A 13687-nucleotide genomic window follows, 5' to 3' on the forward strand; every position below is an offset into this window, starting at 1 on the left:
TTGTCCCCTCCTATGCAATGTCAACTGTGTTGAAACGCCGGTCTATGCCTACCTGTGCAAGGTTTCTTGCTTTTGCGATCGTCTCCCCGTCTATTGAGAACCCAAGGTTTGCAAGTGCGGCAATGATCCGCAGCACTGCCCGGTTGATGATCCCTTCCAGTTCATCCCGTGAAATATTTCCACTGCCGGATCTGGAAACAGCTTCGTCTACCATAGCCTGTAGCTTATCCTCCGGTGCCACAACCTCACCCTGGTGCCGGTTATCACCGATCATGGCCAGCTGCGGCGTGTTAGGCTTGACATAGCCACCCTGTGCCAGTCTAGGAATCTGTGGAGTTGGAATTGTTGGCAGCCAGGAAAACGGATGGGCGGTGTACGGTCCGATATGCAGTGCCAGTTCACGCAGGCTTCTTAACGCACTGTTGATCCCGTCAAAAGGAATCGTGACAACATTATTGATCCCATCTATCAAACCGTTAATGACTGCTTTTAAGTTCTCAAGAATACCATCCTTGATCCCCTCAAAAACTTCGCCGCCTTTGGAAAAAACATTCTTCACGGCTCTCCATGCCTTTTCAAAGGTATCACCGAACCATTTTGCAATATTGCCAAATGCCTCCTTGATCCCCGTCCAGCAACCTTTAAAGAATGTCTTTACCCCACTGAATGCATTTGTCACATTTTTGTAGGCACTTTCAAATGTATCCTTGAACCATGTACCCACACTGGCCAGCGCATTCTTTATATCTGTCCATCTATCTTTAAACCATTCACCAATTGCGGAGAATGCAGTATGAATGTTGTCCCTTGCCGCTTCAAATTTCTTTTTGAACCATTCGCCCACACTGGCAAAGGTTTCTTTTGTGCCTTTCCAAAGCCCTGCGAAAAAATCACCAATCTTCTTACAGGTATCACTAAACCACTGTTTGATTGCTCCCCAGATTTCCACAGCCTTTGCCTTGATGGTATCCCAGTTTTTGTAAACCAGTACACCAACCGCAATCAATGCCGTAATGGCGGCAATAACCAGTGTAATAGGACTGGTCAGAAAGCTCAAGACTGCACCAAAAGCAGTGGTTACGCCTGTTGCAATGGCAGTAACGCCGTTATAAAATGCCACAGCTGCGGAAGCCGCTCCCTGTGAGATAGCCATTGCATTATTTGCCACGGTATTAGCTATAACAGCCGTAGTAAATCCCCCAAGCACAATCGCAACCAGTTCCAGGGCTGTTTTGTTTTCACTGACCCACTTTTTCATATCCTGAAACTTATCTGTCAGTTCACCTACTGTGGGGATATGTTCTGCACACCAATCACCAAAAGTTTTCAGTGCCTGGTTTATATTATCCCAAACCTGCAGGAACATGCCGCCTGTCCATTTTGCCAACGGATCAAGCACATTCTCCCAGAACCACTGAAAAAGAGGCTGTACTTTTTCGATAACCTTATTAAGTGTCTCAACAACGATTGACACTGTTTCCAGGTATCTTGGAACAACCTCATTGGCTGTCCAGGTTCCAAACGGGACAAGCACATTTTCCCACAGCCACAGCAATCCTTCTCCTACTTTCACTGCAAAAGGAGCCAAAGCTTTCCAAAGCTTGTTTAATGCTTTCTCGATCTTTCCAAAGTTTACTTTCATAAGGCCATTATTCAAGGCATCCACAAAACGGGGGATCCCTTTTCCCAACGTCCATTTCCCAACAGGAACAAGGAAATTATCAAAAAAGCCTTTCAGGGCATTCCATGTAAAATTACCAAGCCTGGAAAGCCCTTCGTCCCACAGCCTCTTTAAAGACTGTACTGCTGGTTCGCAGAGCTTCTGGATGTTGGAAAACATTTTCTGGAACTTACCATCTACCTGGTCAATGACGGTATCCCCGTCTGCAAGGCCACCAAAATCAACATCCGGGACTGCAGAGCCTGGGCTGGTGCTTTTCTTCTTACTGCTGCTGGTGTCTGTGGTGGGCTTGTCCAGCTTATTGATCTTGTCAAATCCCATCAGGGACTTCATCTGTTTTGCTGCTTTTTTTGCAGCGTTGCCTGCCTTGTTGGTGTTGTTGGTCAGATCAGCGGCTGAATCAGATGCACTTTCCAAGCTGTCACCTGCATCAGCTGCAGAACCTGCTACAGCAGCCACACCATTGCTGTTTCCTGCAGACGCTTTCTGTCCTGTAATCAGTTCGGTAAAGCTTTTAAATGCACTGGCAAGTACACTCAGCTTTCCAAGAAGGGTGTTGATCACTTTCAGGACAGGCGTAAGTACATTGATCAGCCCCTGCCCTATGGTAGCTTTCAGGGAATCAAACTGCAGGGACAGGATTCTTACCTGGTTCGCCCAGCCACCGGAAGTCCTTGCAAAGTCCCCCTGTGCAGCCGACAGCTGGTCCTGTACGAACTGGTACCGCAGGGCTACCTTTTCCGCTTCGCTCATGGCTGATGTTGTCTTGCCAAAGCCATTGGCCATGGCATAGGAATCCAGGGCTGTCTGGGTCATGACAACGCCAAGATCCTTCAATGATTCTGTCTCACCTGTAAACACGGATTTCAGCTTGGTGTAAGCTTCGTCCTGGTTCAGGTTGTAGAAAGATGCTACATCACCGGTAAGGGCTGTCAGGGATGTACCCATATCCAGCGCCTGCTTCTCAGTGAAGCCGAATGCCTTTGCCATGGATCCAAAAGTACCGGAATACTTCTTGGCCATGGTCTCTGACAGGCCGTAGCTGCTGGCAGCTGATTTTGCAAACTTGTCTACCTGGTCAGCCATGTGTGGAAAGGTAACGTCCACCACGTTCTGTACTTCTGTCAGATCAGACCCCAGGTCTATACAGGATTTTCCAAAATCAACGATCTTCTTTACCGCAAACGCTGCAGCTAATGCGGCACCTGCTTTTTTCGCCATGCCCATGATGCCTGACATCTGCTGTTTAAACTGGTTCTGGTTTACTACCAGGTCAAGCCCGATCTGGCCTACGCTCTCAGCCATCCGCACCACCTCCTGCCATCTTCAAAAATGCCTGCTTCATGGACTCCAGGAATGCATCCCTGTCCTCCACGGATCTAGCTTTTGCCTGCCGGTTCCGCCACTCACTGCGGATCCGCTTCTGTTCTTTCGTAAAATGCTTCAGAATGTCCTTATCATCCTCGGAACGTATTGCCACAATCCGTCCCAGGGCGGTATCCGGGCTGATGCCAATCAGCATCTGCCGGAACTCTTCCCAGGGCATGGTGTGGATCTCTTTTGACAGTCTAAGCCCATACTGGGACTGAAAAGAAGATACGATCAGGTCGTAATCCTCAATCAGATCGTAGTATGGGTCTTGTCTTCCCCCTGGGCTTCCTCCGGGTCCGCCCCTGTGATCAGCGCCTGGGCTGTAGTGATCACTTTGAGCAGATCCTGGAAGCACAGCTTCATTTTTTCAATCTTATCCCGGCTTTCCTCAGGGAAGATGATCTTGTAGATCTCCATGATCTCTTTCGGGGTTGCGTTGTTCGCATCTGTTTCACCGAACACATCCATGATCTTCAGCATGGTAGCTGCGTCTGTGTTGACTTCCAGTTCCTGATCCCCGATCACGATATACGGGTTTCCGCTAAGTTCCAGTTTCTCTGTAATATCAATTTTCTTTGCCATGTTATGCCTCCATAAAAATACCGGCGGATCAGGCCGCCGGTGTCACTTCTGGTTTTCCATTGCTCTGGATCTCAAATTCCAATGGTGCCACGTTTGTGGAATCGCCAGATCCTACATTGGTTACGTTGATAACGGCACCCGTAAACTTCACCACAGTTCCATCCGGGAATGTCCACTGTGTGTCCGCTTCGGAATCCCTGCCGTTTTTCCATGTAAGGCCGGCAACAAAGTCGTTTCCGTCATCCCCTACATTCCTCTTGGCTGTTACGGAAATCGTCACACCTTTGGAAGTCAGGAGCCTTCTGACCCAGCCCTCTGTGTCAAAGGGGTGCCACTCTTCCACGCCATTGTCAAAACTGACTGAAAAAGATTCACAGTCGGCAATGGTCTTCATGGAAGCAGCCCCGGTTGTGGCTGTGTTGATCTGGAACTGGTTTTTATAACATGGATATACTCCGCTCTGATTGCTCATACTCAATCGCCTTTTCCTTTCTTTTCGTAAATAACCGCCATTTCTATGACCATCTCATAGACCCCGGAATCATCTGTCCCAACATCCTGCGGTTCATATAATGGCTGGATAAATTTAATAGTTTCATGGTTGATCACTGTGTTTTCCGTGTCCCTGACAGCCTCAAATAAAGCCATGGTGGCTGTTTCCGTATCACGCAGGGATTTGTTCCAGTGCACCAGTAAGGTCACATATTTGGTGCCGTAGGATTCCAGGGATGGGCCTCCTATGGCAGTATGGTACGGATACTGGTGCTTGCTGTTGTACACGCCAATGGACCCATCCTGCTTGTCCGGAAGCTTCCCCATGTAGACATGCTCTGCAAGCCCCAGGGACGCTATATAATCTCTTACATCTGCTAATGTCATACTCCTGTCAGCCTCCTGTAGATCTGTTTAAATGCCTGCTTGCAGAATGCAGCCTTTTTCCCGCCTGGGAGCCAGTCCTCATACCACTCGCCTCTTGCATTGGGGTTTTCCTCTGTCCGGAAATGGTACTCCGGATGGAAGTAAAGCCTTCTGGCATAAGGTGTACTGGATACGATGCTGACTTTTCCACTCTTGCTTTGGGAGTTATCCACAAAAGTGCTTTCTCCCTGCAGGTTTCCGGTATCCCTTGGAAAAACCTGGGCAGATCTTACATCTGTCAAAAGGGCATCTGCAGTCTGCTCCAATGCCGTTACCTGTGCCTGCGTCAGCTGGCTGATCTTCGGCATGTTCAACTTAATAACAGAATTTACCCGGATCATATCAGCAGCACCTCCGTATAGTTTACGGTCCCATCCGGATTCCTGGCTTTCCTGCCTTCCAGGATCCTGCGCTGTACCCCGAATATTACAGCGCTGCCCCCGGAGATAACCGGAAGCTCCGGGCAGATATCCCCAGGGAACAGGGCAGATCCGGTGATCTCTATCAGCTTCTTCTCTGCAGTCAGTACCGTTTTAACTTTGTCCTGATAGTTGCACTTCCCGGTATATGCCACTGCTTCCAGTGGTTCCCCGTATTCATTCAGCCCTTCCCTGTCCATCTGCAGGCTTATACCTGTCCTGCACAGCCTCTTTGGTACTAAGCATGGATATTTCATAGCCTCACCTCGCTAACCGGCAGCACAGACCGCTCTGGCACAGCAGGGCATATACATCACGCTTCATGGCCACGCCCTTGTCCGTGAACACATTCCAGGAACTGCCAAACTGGACAGATACCCCGTTAATGCTGTAAGAGGACAGGATTGTATTGATCTCATCTGCGTTCTCCACCTCAAAGTCTGCCTGCTGGCACACCACTTCCCGGATGATCTCCTGCTGAAAGCCTGTAAGATGAGAAAATCCCCGGCCTACAATCCGGTTGTAGGTCAGGGAATCAATATGCCTGGAAGCCAGCCGGAGGGCTTTTGAAAGTTCCTCCTCCGGCACTGTGCTGCCCTTATATGTGTCATTATAATACTCCGGTGTTACATATGGCTCATAGGCCATAGGATCACCTCCTGTCAGGCACCATACTCTGCAGTATCCACATCCACATAGATGGAATCGATCTTTCCATCCCTGCCGTTCGGGAACACGAATACGTCAGAGAAAGATCTGTTCTGATACAGATACCCATCACCCTTTGTATGTGCACCAGGCGCAAAGTAGTAGATGCTGGAGATCTTCGGAACAGTCTTACAGGTCTGTCCACAGGCAACAAGAACATTGATCTTGTGCGCACCGGTCACAGCTTCAACACCGCTTGCGGCTGCTACCTTTTTCAGCGGTTCAAATCCGCCGTTTTCCGGCTCCCAGTTGAATGCATCATAGAAGCGCTCATCATCAATGACTTCCATGATCGGCACACCGTCAATGTCGGTCACTCTGGTCTCGATGCCAAGGCCGCCTTCTGCGATCTGGGTCAGTTCGATCTTACGTGTGAACTCCGTGGACTGCTCCAGGGCGTCCATGATCTCACTGCGGACATACATGATCAGGGAGCCGTTAGCTTTATATCTTCTCAGCTTTCCTTTTGCAAGGATATCTTTCAGCATTCCGAAGACTTTTGCTTTTGTATATGTGGATGTTGCCGTGGATCCGTGATAACCTTCTGTCTTCTGGGCTGCCTGAGCCACCTTGGAGAAGAACAGGGCATCTGTTTCCGGAACTACCCATGTCTGCTCAAACACCCTGGAAATGTTCTGGATGGAAGCTGTAGCATTTGTCTCATCAACATCGGCTTTATCCACCATGAACTCAACATCACGGTCGTGTTCCAGTGTGTACGGTACGTCTTTCTGGACGTAAGTACCTTCATTCCAGCCGCCTTTTCTGTTGTGGTTTTTGTACCCGGATGTGCTCATCTGGGTAAAATGGAATGTTTTGGCATCCAGCCACCTTACATTACTGGTTACAAATGGAGATGTCAGGGTTCCCTGCATCAGGATCTCAAGGAGCTCCGGGCTCCACTGTTCTGCATAATTTAATGCCATGTCTTATACCTTCTTTCTTTTAATTCCAGCGGTTCCAACGCTTTGTTGGTACTGCTGCCTGGTTTGTAGTTGTTGTCTGCTGGGGATGCTGTGCCGGGTTTCCGCCGGTTCCTACCCGGGTAAATCCAGTCTTTCCATCCGCCTGCGGTTTCAGCTGCGGAAGAGCTTCCAGAACTTTGTTGATAGCTTCTGTCAGCGCCTCATCGCTGATCTTCCCATCCTGTCCTGCCGCCTGGCTGAAATCTGCCAGCTTAAGCACATACGGGATGGTTTTTGCATCAATCCCAAGGGATACGGCGGTCATAGTGGCGGCGGTCTCCAGTTTTGCCTGAAGGGCGGCTTTCTGTGCGGCCGCAAGCTGTGTCTGCCCTTCGGCGATCTGTGACTGCAGTCCCTCTACATCCGGCTGGTTGGCAGCCTGCTGCTGTTTAAAGTCAGCAATGGCCTGGTCCATCTGCTCTTTTGACAGCCCCTGCTGCTTGAAATATCCTTTCAGGACAGATTCTTCTGTCACAGTCTGCTTTCCTGCGATCAGGCTTGCCAGCTTGTCATAGTCAAACTGTGGTGCCTGTGATCCTGCCGGCGAGGTTCCGCCCTCACCTGTACCACCTGCAGCACCGCCATCGCCATCTGCGAACAGCTGGATATTCATAGGGATTTTGCATCTGAATCTTTTAAACATAGTCTTCTCCTTTACATACAGTTTTTAATGTGCTGTCTGCACAAATCTGACAGTTTTACGTGTGTCTCACATGGACAGTTGATAACCCGGTGTCTCCGTGTAGTTTAATGCCTTCGGGCATAAAAATAACACCCAGCATAACGCTGCGTGCTTTACCGCTGTTTTACGGACAGCTCCGAGATATTTAGGATCACCGCCTCTCTATGGATAACCTCTTGCCGTCGTACACGATCGTGTCCCCGATCTGTGCCAATTCATCTCCGATCCTCACCCCTTTCACCTCGGCGTGGCCGTCCCGGTTCGTATATCGAATGGATCCCGACCGCCGCCTTGTATATTCCGCCAGCCACGGAGGTGCCAGCATATCAATGTCTTTTGTGACTATATATCTTTGAATCACCCCACATCATCTACTATGCTGCCCTTAGAAGTTTCTGTACCCACCAGCAGCCCGGTCAACTCCACGTATTCCTCTTCCGTGATCCGATTCAGCATCAGAAACAAATCGAGCTTGGCATACATATCATCGTAAGTATACCGGTCGTTGGTAATCAGTAATTTACACAATCTCGCTGTTCTCATCTAATTCCTCCATTTCCGCCATCAAATCGGCGTGCAAGATATTTACCTCTTTCTCGGCTGCCTTTGTATTGCATTTATAGGTCGCAGATATTCCTGCCTTATCCCTAGCCTCCACAATCGTAGTGCCTCTGTAAGTTCGCAAGGATTTGTAGGCCGCAATCTCAGCAGTAGTAAGAGGTGTTTCGATTGGAGCAGCGAGGACGTAGTAGATAACGGATTTCACATCCGTCAGTAACTGCTTAAAAACTTCAAGCGATGAATACTCAGAGCTTGGTGGAAAACTGGCAGTAATTTCCTTTTCATATACGTATATTTTCGGCAGATTCTGAATATTGTCATTCCAGATAACGTTCTTAAAAGGTAGAATGCTGCAAATAGACGGAAGCGCTTTTCCAGCAATCTCTTCATTATTAATTATATGCGTTTGAAAATTATTATTTCCATTGGCTAACTTTTGATACGTCCACTGATCATCAGGGCTTAACTCTTTCACTTTTACCCTCTGCACCTTCACTCCTCTTGCCAAATCCACCTCATCGCAAACCCACCGCTGGCCGCTCTGGTCGGTGTAGTTACCACCAGAAGCGACCGGGATGCCAGATAAGCCATTTGGTGTTGGCATGGTGAGGAGCTGTTCACGGTAGGGCTCATACGGCAATGCCTTTGCCTCAACATAAACAGCCGGGTAAACGATGTCATTGTAGGTTTTGTCTAATATGAATTTTTCGTTCCTTACGCCTGTTATATACATATCGACAGGTGGGACAAAATTGTCGCCTTGTGCTGTTAAATGTTTACTAATAGGCGTTACAGCGAATAATAAACAATCCTTAATGCTATATTGTACACCCTTTAATAGAATACAAAATACGTTAGACAAGTCAGGCGCTGGACGCTGTTCATAACCGCCAGCTATCCACACATTGCCAGTAGTTCCTGTCGCAGTTCCGGTTCTAGTAAAAGAGTAGTCGGCGCTACGAGTGTATGTTATGCCTTCACCATTAACTGATTCTCTACTATTCCTCATATCAAGGATATTTCGACCCGTCACCTTCACCGCCACGCTCCCACCGTCACCAGCGTTCACAATCGGAACAGGTGCATCCGGAGTTGGTGTGCCATCCTGCGTACTCCTGCCGTAGATATGCAAATCCCGGAACGGTTTTCCCGTGGCATTATCCAGCACGGCAGGGTTTCCCGTGACGGTGACATCTTCCGTTTTCTCTGCTGCCCCCATGCGATACAGCCTGTCTGAATCTGTGCCGATAAACCCCATGGCGCCGGATATAATGTCCTGCCCTACCACTTTAAGCATTGTACTTCCACTCCTTTATCGGATGCTGCTGTTGGGATAACATACAGCGTATCACACCCCTGTGTGGTCATGCAGGCTACAACCTGTGCGGTTTCTGCTGGGATCAGGATCATCTTTTCTTTTGTCGTTTCAACTCCAACATAAATATCACCGTCAGTGAAGTTTTTCACAAGAAATTCAAGCCCTGGGTTATCAAACTGAAAATCTAACTCTGTGTTGGCTTCTGTCGGTTTTCTTTGTACTTTTAATACTGACATATCTGTCTCCTTTCCTACTCAGTCGCTATGTGTTACCTTAAAGCCCCACTCCGGTAAGAAATTAATCTCATAATGGTACTTGTCCACAGCAGATCCGGAAATATCCTCCACCACATACATGGTATAATCATTCAAATACACATAATCTTTCTGGTACTTTCCTTCTGCCGTCTCAATAATGACTTCCAGTTCGTTAGAAGAGTTATTCTTCAGTGCAAAAGTGCCGGTCAACTCCAACAGGATCGTCTCTGTCCTGGCATTCAGGACTGTAAGCTTCCTGGTAACATTAAAGTTATCTGCCTCTTTGGAAATGTTACTGCTCACCTGATCTGCTTCTGTACATCCAGTAGCTGCAAAGCATACCAGGACTACCAGTGCCATTAATACCGCAATTTTCTTTTTCATGTTCTCACTCCTCCGTATAACAGGTATTTGTCAGTTTCTTATACACATCTTCGTACAGTTCCTGCTTATCGCCGTTGTACGTATATTCTGCATAGATACCATCACCACTAACTGTAGTAGATACCAGGCATTTATAGTTCTGCAAGGTCTTACAAGACCACACTACAAACACATTGGATAAATCAATTGGCGGTGTCACTGGTGTATCTGCAAGACCGTTCTTGTTGTGCCATTCCACCAGTTTCTTTTTGCATACACTCTGAAAGTGTGCCATTCCTGTAATAATCATGTTCTTAATCCTCCGCAAATATCCAATCTTCTGCAAGCATATCAGCCTGTGAAGCAAGCCATCCCATCTGTACACCTGATGTTCCGACAAAAGCCACTGCCATGTTTCCAATCGCATCATGCTCACAATTTACAATTTCTTCATCAGTAGTCTTATACGAAATCCCAGTAGCAAGCTGAATGTACTGTTTCTTTCCATTCCACCCTTTTCTTGCTACTTTCACACCTCTTTTCAGATACTTGATTGCTTCTCCAAATGAAAATGTTGCTTCTCCACCAAGAATCGGGCAGTTCTGTCCATTCGCAACAATCCATTCATCAGAAAGAATATTCTGAAGTGTGTATACAACGCTCTGTGTTTCTCGAATATCCATTTCCTGTCCGTCTTTTGTGTGTATGATGATTGTTTCTTTCTCTGGATCCCAGTACCAATATCCTCCCCAGGATGGTAATTTTACTTTACCGCCCTGCTTCATTATTTTGAATGCTTCTGAAAATTTCATGTTTCGTATCCTCTCTTTCTTAAAAATGGGTATAAAAATACCACCGGCCTTTTCTGACTGGTGGTATTAAATACGTCCTTCCTTTTTCAGTTTTTTAACTTCCTCTTCTGTCAGCTTTCTCGGTTTACCTGGCATTGCTACCCTATCCTGAAAGTCTTTATAGGCTTTCCTTTCTTTTGCTTTCATCTTCATACAATCACCTGCAATTCAACATCTTCTTTTTACTGTACAAACTCAACCGTTTTCCCAAGGAAAGTCCCCTTTGCCTTAATCGCTATGCAGTTCGGTAAATCATACATTGGTATTATATCGTATTCCTTTCCTGCAATCCTATATTTCCTATAGGGGGCTTGAGATAAAGAATCCAATTTCAATACAGAATATTCTTTTACGTGAAATTCATCAATAACTGTACTCATATTCTTATTCCTCCATTATCTCTTTTAACTGTTTCTGATATGACATAAGTTGCTTTTTTGTCAATTCAATTTCATTCCTTGGAATCTTATATTTTTCGGCATTGTCCAGCAGGTACTGCTTAGCATCTATTTCATTTAATACACTACGAAGAGGCTCTGGTTTATCATTATTCATTTTGTTTAGATTCTGTTCAAAATGATGTGTTTCCTCTAACACCTCACTGATACATACATCTTTACGAAAAACAAGTACATCACCTATATTAGATGCCGCTGCACCCACTTTAGCAAGATGTTCTTCGGCTTCCTCTGTTCCTCTGATGATGACTGCACCTTTCTTTCTTGCCGGTATCGTCAAATCATCAAATGTTTTATCATTGATGAACTTAAAACCTTCCCTTGTATCAGAAAGTTTTCTTTCCATTTCAATTATATCATCACTCACAGTATTTGCAACACTTTTCACACCTGCCTTTCTTTCTGCTTCGTCAATAATTTTCGCTATACGGTCTGGTATTTTTTCTCCTTTTTCCTTAGCAAGAAAACCTTCTGCAAATGTTTCATACGGACTCTCTGTAGCATATTTGCTTATCTTTGCTGCTTCTATCTTTGCATTTGCAGAATACCGTGAATTGATATCATATTTCCAATCACCATTAATAAGTTTGCCCCCTAAATCCTTTGCACCAAATACACCTGATTTCTGGACATAGTCCATATTAGCATGTCTGTGTATGAAATGACCATATTCATGTGTCAATGTATCCATGAGGTTCTCTCTGACTGCCATACGCTGTGTATTCAACTCGATTTCTGCCGTAACCTTATTAAGAATGGCCTTTTCTCTTTCATATCCCTTTATGTTTTTATCTGATAATATCTTTTCTGCATTCTTTAGTCTCTCCTTCTGGATCTTAACAATTCCGCTCTTCTCTCTGTACTCTATAAGAGAATCTTCGGATTTCTTAACCACATCAGCATATTTATTAATATCATTGAATCTATTAGATATATATATCTTATCGTCCAGCCAATTATATGCAACTGTGGCATCAGGCACTTTTGACGGATTATATACAACGCCTTTTGGCATAATGCCATATTTGTCCTTAAGCTTAGTTAATGCATCTTCCAATGCATCAACTGTATCAGGTGTCATTTTCTTGGATAACTTTATTTCCTCAACTATGCCAGCTTTAAGTATTCTCTTTTCAGCTTCATTCTTATAAGCCTCCTGCTTATCAAGCATATTGTTATTAAGAACTTCTACCTGCTCCTGCAGCTTCTTTCTTTCAGTAGCAGATTGCCTTAATATTCTCATATCTTCATTAGTGCCAGTTCCGTCAATATACACTTTCTTTTCAAGAATCTTTTCTTTCTCAAGGCTATCTCTGATCTGTGCACTAATATCTTGGATCTGGGAATTAAGACCGTTGATTTCTGACTTTGTACCTTCTTTATCAAACACAGAATGCTGTTTTTTCCACTCTGCCCTTCTCTGGCTAATTTTATCCTGGTACTCTAAATCATTTCTAAGGCTTTGAGCTGAATTTTTCCAAAGCTCCCTCCTGGCAGCGTATGTTTTTTTATTCTCCGGATCCAATGAATACTCTGCCAGTCTCCCGAACCGCTTTTCCTGTCGGGCTGCATACTGCTGCTTTGCTTCCTGCCGTGCCTGATCAGCCAGATCATTCAGTTCATCCCTGGTGTACTTATTGTCCGGCGGTTCACTGATACCTTCAAAGTAGGTGCTGTGATGATCCTGGCATCTTGGATGGTACAGCCCGGCAGCTATGGCACTGGACATCAGAGGATACCGGATCCCCGTTACAGGAGATTTTCCAGATTTGGGACCTCCGCTCCACACATCATCAATCAGGACTTTCCCAACAAAGGGCAGGCACTTGGGACAGGGACTTCCCCTTTTGTTCATAATCACTGTACAGATTCCCCATTCCTGGCGTTTCTGTCCTTCTCCTTGTAGGTAGGCCCTTTTACTGGCTGTACGGATTGCCATATCTGCATAATCAGCAATCGTATGGCGGGCACCATTGGCATACTGGATGCAGTTAAGGCCTGCGGAAAGAAAGTCTTTCGTAGCCATATCTACGGCTTTCTCGTAAGTACCAGCACCACTATTTGCATACATCTGAGCGTTGAAGATGATCTTCCGGTACTGGTCATTTGCCATACGGAGAACCGCAGCTTCTGCAGACTGCATATCGTTCTGGGTTGCGTCGATCAGCGCATTCAGCTTGCGGTCATTGACTTTAAAGAACTCTGCCGTACCACCCCTGACTGCCTGTTTTGCAGGGAAGCCTTTCCGGATCGCATCCAGGATCTTTGTTTCCTGTGCCATGCCGCCTTCTGTTTTAGCAGCCTGGATCAGTCCAGCGATCTTTGAATTGATCGCCTGAAACTGTTTTCCAAACTTTTGGTTGTCATGCCGGTACTTTTCCAGTGAATGGATCATCTCTGCCTGCCACATTGACCACTGCTGAGCTTCTCCCATTTCCTCCACTTTGTGCCGCTGCATGTTCCGGATCATGGAAGATATAAGCTCATTTTCTATAGCTTCAAAAGCAGCTCCAATGTCGTAGACGGTGTTAAGCTTAGGCATCTGTGATTACC

General features: G+C 46.2%; 19 protein-coding genes. All 19 read right to left on the reverse strand.

Going from position 1 to position 13687, the window contains the following annotated elements; genetic code table 11:
* Positions 1-10: 10 nt before the first annotated feature.
* The gene (locus tag OCV61_RS09005; protein ID WP_262582761.1) at positions 11-2986 is read right to left on the reverse strand and encodes a phage tail protein; all 2976 of its coding nucleotides are present in this window, start codon (positions 2984-2986) and stop codon (positions 11-13) included.
* Complete coding sequence (locus OCV61_RS09010) at positions 2979-3407, reverse strand: bacteriophage Gp15 family protein (RefSeq protein WP_262582762.1); 429 nt, start codon at positions 3405-3407, stop codon at positions 2979-2981. Before OCV61_RS09010 ends, OCV61_RS09005 begins: the two co-directional genes overlap by 8 nt.
* A complete protein-coding gene (locus tag OCV61_RS09015) occupies positions 3302-3634 on the reverse strand; it encodes a hypothetical protein (protein WP_158421514.1) in 333 nt (110 codons plus the stop codon). The genes OCV61_RS09010 and OCV61_RS09015 overlap by 106 nt, the downstream gene beginning before the upstream one ends.
* Before the next feature lie 28 nt (positions 3635-3662).
* Complete coding sequence (locus tag OCV61_RS09020; RefSeq protein ID WP_158421515.1) at positions 3663-4106, reverse strand: phage tail tube protein; 444 nt, start codon at positions 4104-4106, stop codon at positions 3663-3665.
* Positions 4107-4108: 2 nt separating this feature from the next.
* A complete protein-coding gene (locus OCV61_RS09025; RefSeq protein ID WP_158421516.1) occupies positions 4109-4513 on the reverse strand; it encodes a phage tail terminator protein in 405 nt (134 codons plus the stop codon).
* On the reverse strand, positions 4510-4893 hold the full coding sequence (locus tag OCV61_RS09030) for a hypothetical protein (RefSeq protein WP_262582763.1): 384 nt from the start codon (positions 4891-4893) through the stop codon (positions 4510-4512). The genes OCV61_RS09025 and OCV61_RS09030 overlap by 4 nt, the downstream gene beginning before the upstream one ends.
* Positions 4890-5228, reverse strand: a complete 339-nt coding sequence (locus OCV61_RS09035; RefSeq protein WP_158421517.1) for a hypothetical protein — start codon at positions 5226-5228, stop codon at positions 4890-4892. The genes OCV61_RS09030 and OCV61_RS09035 overlap by 4 nt, the downstream gene beginning before the upstream one ends.
* Positions 5229-5232: 4 nt before the next feature.
* Positions 5233-5619: a head-tail connector protein gene (locus tag OCV61_RS09040; protein WP_158421518.1), complete on the reverse strand. Its 387-nt coding sequence runs from the start codon at positions 5617-5619 to the stop codon at positions 5233-5235.
* Between the two features lie 14 nt (positions 5620-5633).
* On the reverse strand, positions 5634-6605 hold the full coding sequence (locus OCV61_RS09045; protein WP_158421519.1) for a phage capsid protein: 972 nt from the start codon (positions 6603-6605) through the stop codon (positions 5634-5636).
* Positions 6606-6624: 19 nt separating this feature from the next.
* Positions 6625-7287: a hypothetical protein gene (locus OCV61_RS09050; protein WP_158421520.1), complete on the reverse strand. Its 663-nt coding sequence runs from the start codon at positions 7285-7287 to the stop codon at positions 6625-6627.
* A gap of 396 nt (positions 7288-7683) precedes the next feature.
* Positions 7684-7869 carry a hypothetical protein gene (locus OCV61_RS09055; RefSeq protein ID WP_158421522.1) on the reverse strand — a complete coding sequence of 62 codons (186 nt, stop codon included), beginning with the start codon at positions 7867-7869 and terminating at the stop codon, positions 7684-7686.
* Complete coding sequence (locus tag OCV61_RS09060; RefSeq protein ID WP_158421523.1) at positions 7847-9184, reverse strand: hypothetical protein; 1338 nt, start codon at positions 9182-9184, stop codon at positions 7847-7849. Before OCV61_RS09060 ends, OCV61_RS09055 begins: the two co-directional genes overlap by 23 nt.
* Positions 9169-9441 (reverse strand): hypothetical protein, encoded by a 273-nt coding sequence (locus OCV61_RS09065; RefSeq protein WP_158421524.1) that lies wholly within the window; start codon positions 9439-9441, stop codon positions 9169-9171. Before OCV61_RS09065 ends, OCV61_RS09060 begins: the two co-directional genes overlap by 16 nt.
* An 18-nt stretch (positions 9442-9459) precedes the next feature.
* Positions 9460-9846, reverse strand: coding sequence for a beta-sandwich lipoprotein (locus tag OCV61_RS09070; RefSeq protein WP_158421525.1), 387 nt, complete (start codon positions 9844-9846; stop codon positions 9460-9462).
* 4 nt (positions 9847-9850) lie between these two features.
* Complete coding sequence (locus OCV61_RS09075) at positions 9851-10135, reverse strand: DUF6275 family protein (protein WP_158421526.1); 285 nt, start codon at positions 10133-10135, stop codon at positions 9851-9853.
* Positions 10136-10139: 4 nt separating this feature from the next.
* Positions 10140-10637, reverse strand: a complete 498-nt coding sequence (locus OCV61_RS09080; RefSeq protein ID WP_158421527.1) for a DUF2829 domain-containing protein — start codon at positions 10635-10637, stop codon at positions 10140-10142.
* 66 nt (positions 10638-10703) lie between these two features.
* Positions 10704-10829 carry a hypothetical protein gene (locus OCV61_RS09085; RefSeq protein WP_262582764.1) on the reverse strand — a complete coding sequence of 42 codons (126 nt, stop codon included), beginning with the start codon at positions 10827-10829 and terminating at the stop codon, positions 10704-10706.
* A gap of 29 nt (positions 10830-10858) precedes the next feature.
* Positions 10859-11056 (reverse strand): hypothetical protein, encoded by a 198-nt coding sequence (locus OCV61_RS09090; RefSeq protein ID WP_158421528.1) that lies wholly within the window; start codon positions 11054-11056, stop codon positions 10859-10861.
* Positions 11057-11060: 4 nt separating this feature from the next.
* Complete coding sequence (locus tag OCV61_RS09095) at positions 11061-13676, reverse strand: phage minor capsid protein (protein ID WP_158421529.1); 2616 nt, start codon at positions 13674-13676, stop codon at positions 11061-11063.
* Positions 13677-13687 lie beyond the last annotated feature (11 nt).

It is taken from the genome of Blautia ammoniilytica (assembly GCF_025566965.1).
Lineage (GTDB): Bacteria > Bacillota > Clostridia > Lachnospirales > Lachnospiraceae > Blautia_A > Blautia_A ammoniilytica.

Excerpts from the sequence above, each read along its gene's own strand:
- OCV61_RS09005 (WP_262582761.1), bottom strand. The coding sequence starts at position 2,986 with ATGGCTGAGAGCGTAGGCCAGATCGGGCTTGACCTGGTAGTAAACCAG.
- OCV61_RS09015 (WP_158421514.1), bottom strand. The coding sequence starts at position 3,634 with ATGGCAAAGAAAATTGATATTACAGAGAAACTGGAACTTAGCGGAAAC.
- OCV61_RS09020 (WP_158421515.1), bottom strand. The coding sequence starts at position 4,106 with ATGAGCAATCAGAGCGGAGTATATCCATGTTATAAAAACCAGTTCCAG.
- OCV61_RS09025 (WP_158421516.1), bottom strand. The coding sequence starts at position 4,513 with ATGACATTAGCAGATGTAAGAGATTATATAGCGTCCCTGGGGCTTGCA.
- OCV61_RS09030 (WP_262582763.1), bottom strand. The coding sequence starts at position 4,893 with ATGATCCGGGTAAATTCTGTTATTAAGTTGAACATGCCGAAGATCAGC.
- OCV61_RS09035 (WP_158421517.1), bottom strand. The coding sequence starts at position 5,228 with ATGAAATATCCATGCTTAGTACCAAAGAGGCTGTGCAGGACAGGTATA.
- OCV61_RS09040 (WP_158421518.1), bottom strand. The coding sequence starts at position 5,619 with ATGGCCTATGAGCCATATGTAACACCGGAGTATTATAATGACACATAT.
- OCV61_RS09045 (WP_158421519.1), bottom strand. The coding sequence starts at position 6,605 with ATGGCATTAAATTATGCAGAACAGTGGAGCCCGGAGCTCCTTGAGATC.
- OCV61_RS09050 (WP_158421520.1), bottom strand. The coding sequence starts at position 7,287 with ATGTTTAAAAGATTCAGATGCAAAATCCCTATGAATATCCAGCTGTTC.
- OCV61_RS09055 (WP_158421522.1), bottom strand. The coding sequence starts at position 7,869 with ATGAGAACAGCGAGATTGTGTAAATTACTGATTACCAACGACCGGTAT.
- OCV61_RS09060 (WP_158421523.1), bottom strand. The coding sequence starts at position 9,184 with ATGCTTAAAGTGGTAGGGCAGGACATTATATCCGGCGCCATGGGGTTT.
- OCV61_RS09065 (WP_158421524.1), bottom strand. The coding sequence starts at position 9,441 with ATGTCAGTATTAAAAGTACAAAGAAAACCGACAGAAGCCAACACAGAG.
- OCV61_RS09070 (WP_158421525.1), bottom strand. The coding sequence starts at position 9,846 with ATGAAAAAGAAAATTGCGGTATTAATGGCACTGGTAGTCCTGGTATGC.
- OCV61_RS09075 (WP_158421526.1), bottom strand. The coding sequence starts at position 10,135 with ATGATTATTACAGGAATGGCACACTTTCAGAGTGTATGCAAAAAGAAA.
- OCV61_RS09080 (WP_158421527.1), bottom strand. The coding sequence starts at position 10,637 with ATGAAATTTTCAGAAGCATTCAAAATAATGAAGCAGGGCGGTAAAGTA.
- OCV61_RS09085 (WP_262582764.1), bottom strand. The coding sequence starts at position 10,829 with ATGAAGATGAAAGCAAAAGAAAGGAAAGCCTATAAAGACTTTCAGGAT.
- OCV61_RS09090 (WP_158421528.1), bottom strand. The coding sequence starts at position 11,056 with ATGAGTACAGTTATTGATGAATTTCACGTAAAAGAATATTCTGTATTG.
- OCV61_RS09095 (WP_158421529.1), bottom strand. The coding sequence starts at position 13,676 with ATGCCTAAGCTTAACACCGTCTACGACATTGGAGCTGCTTTTGAAGCT.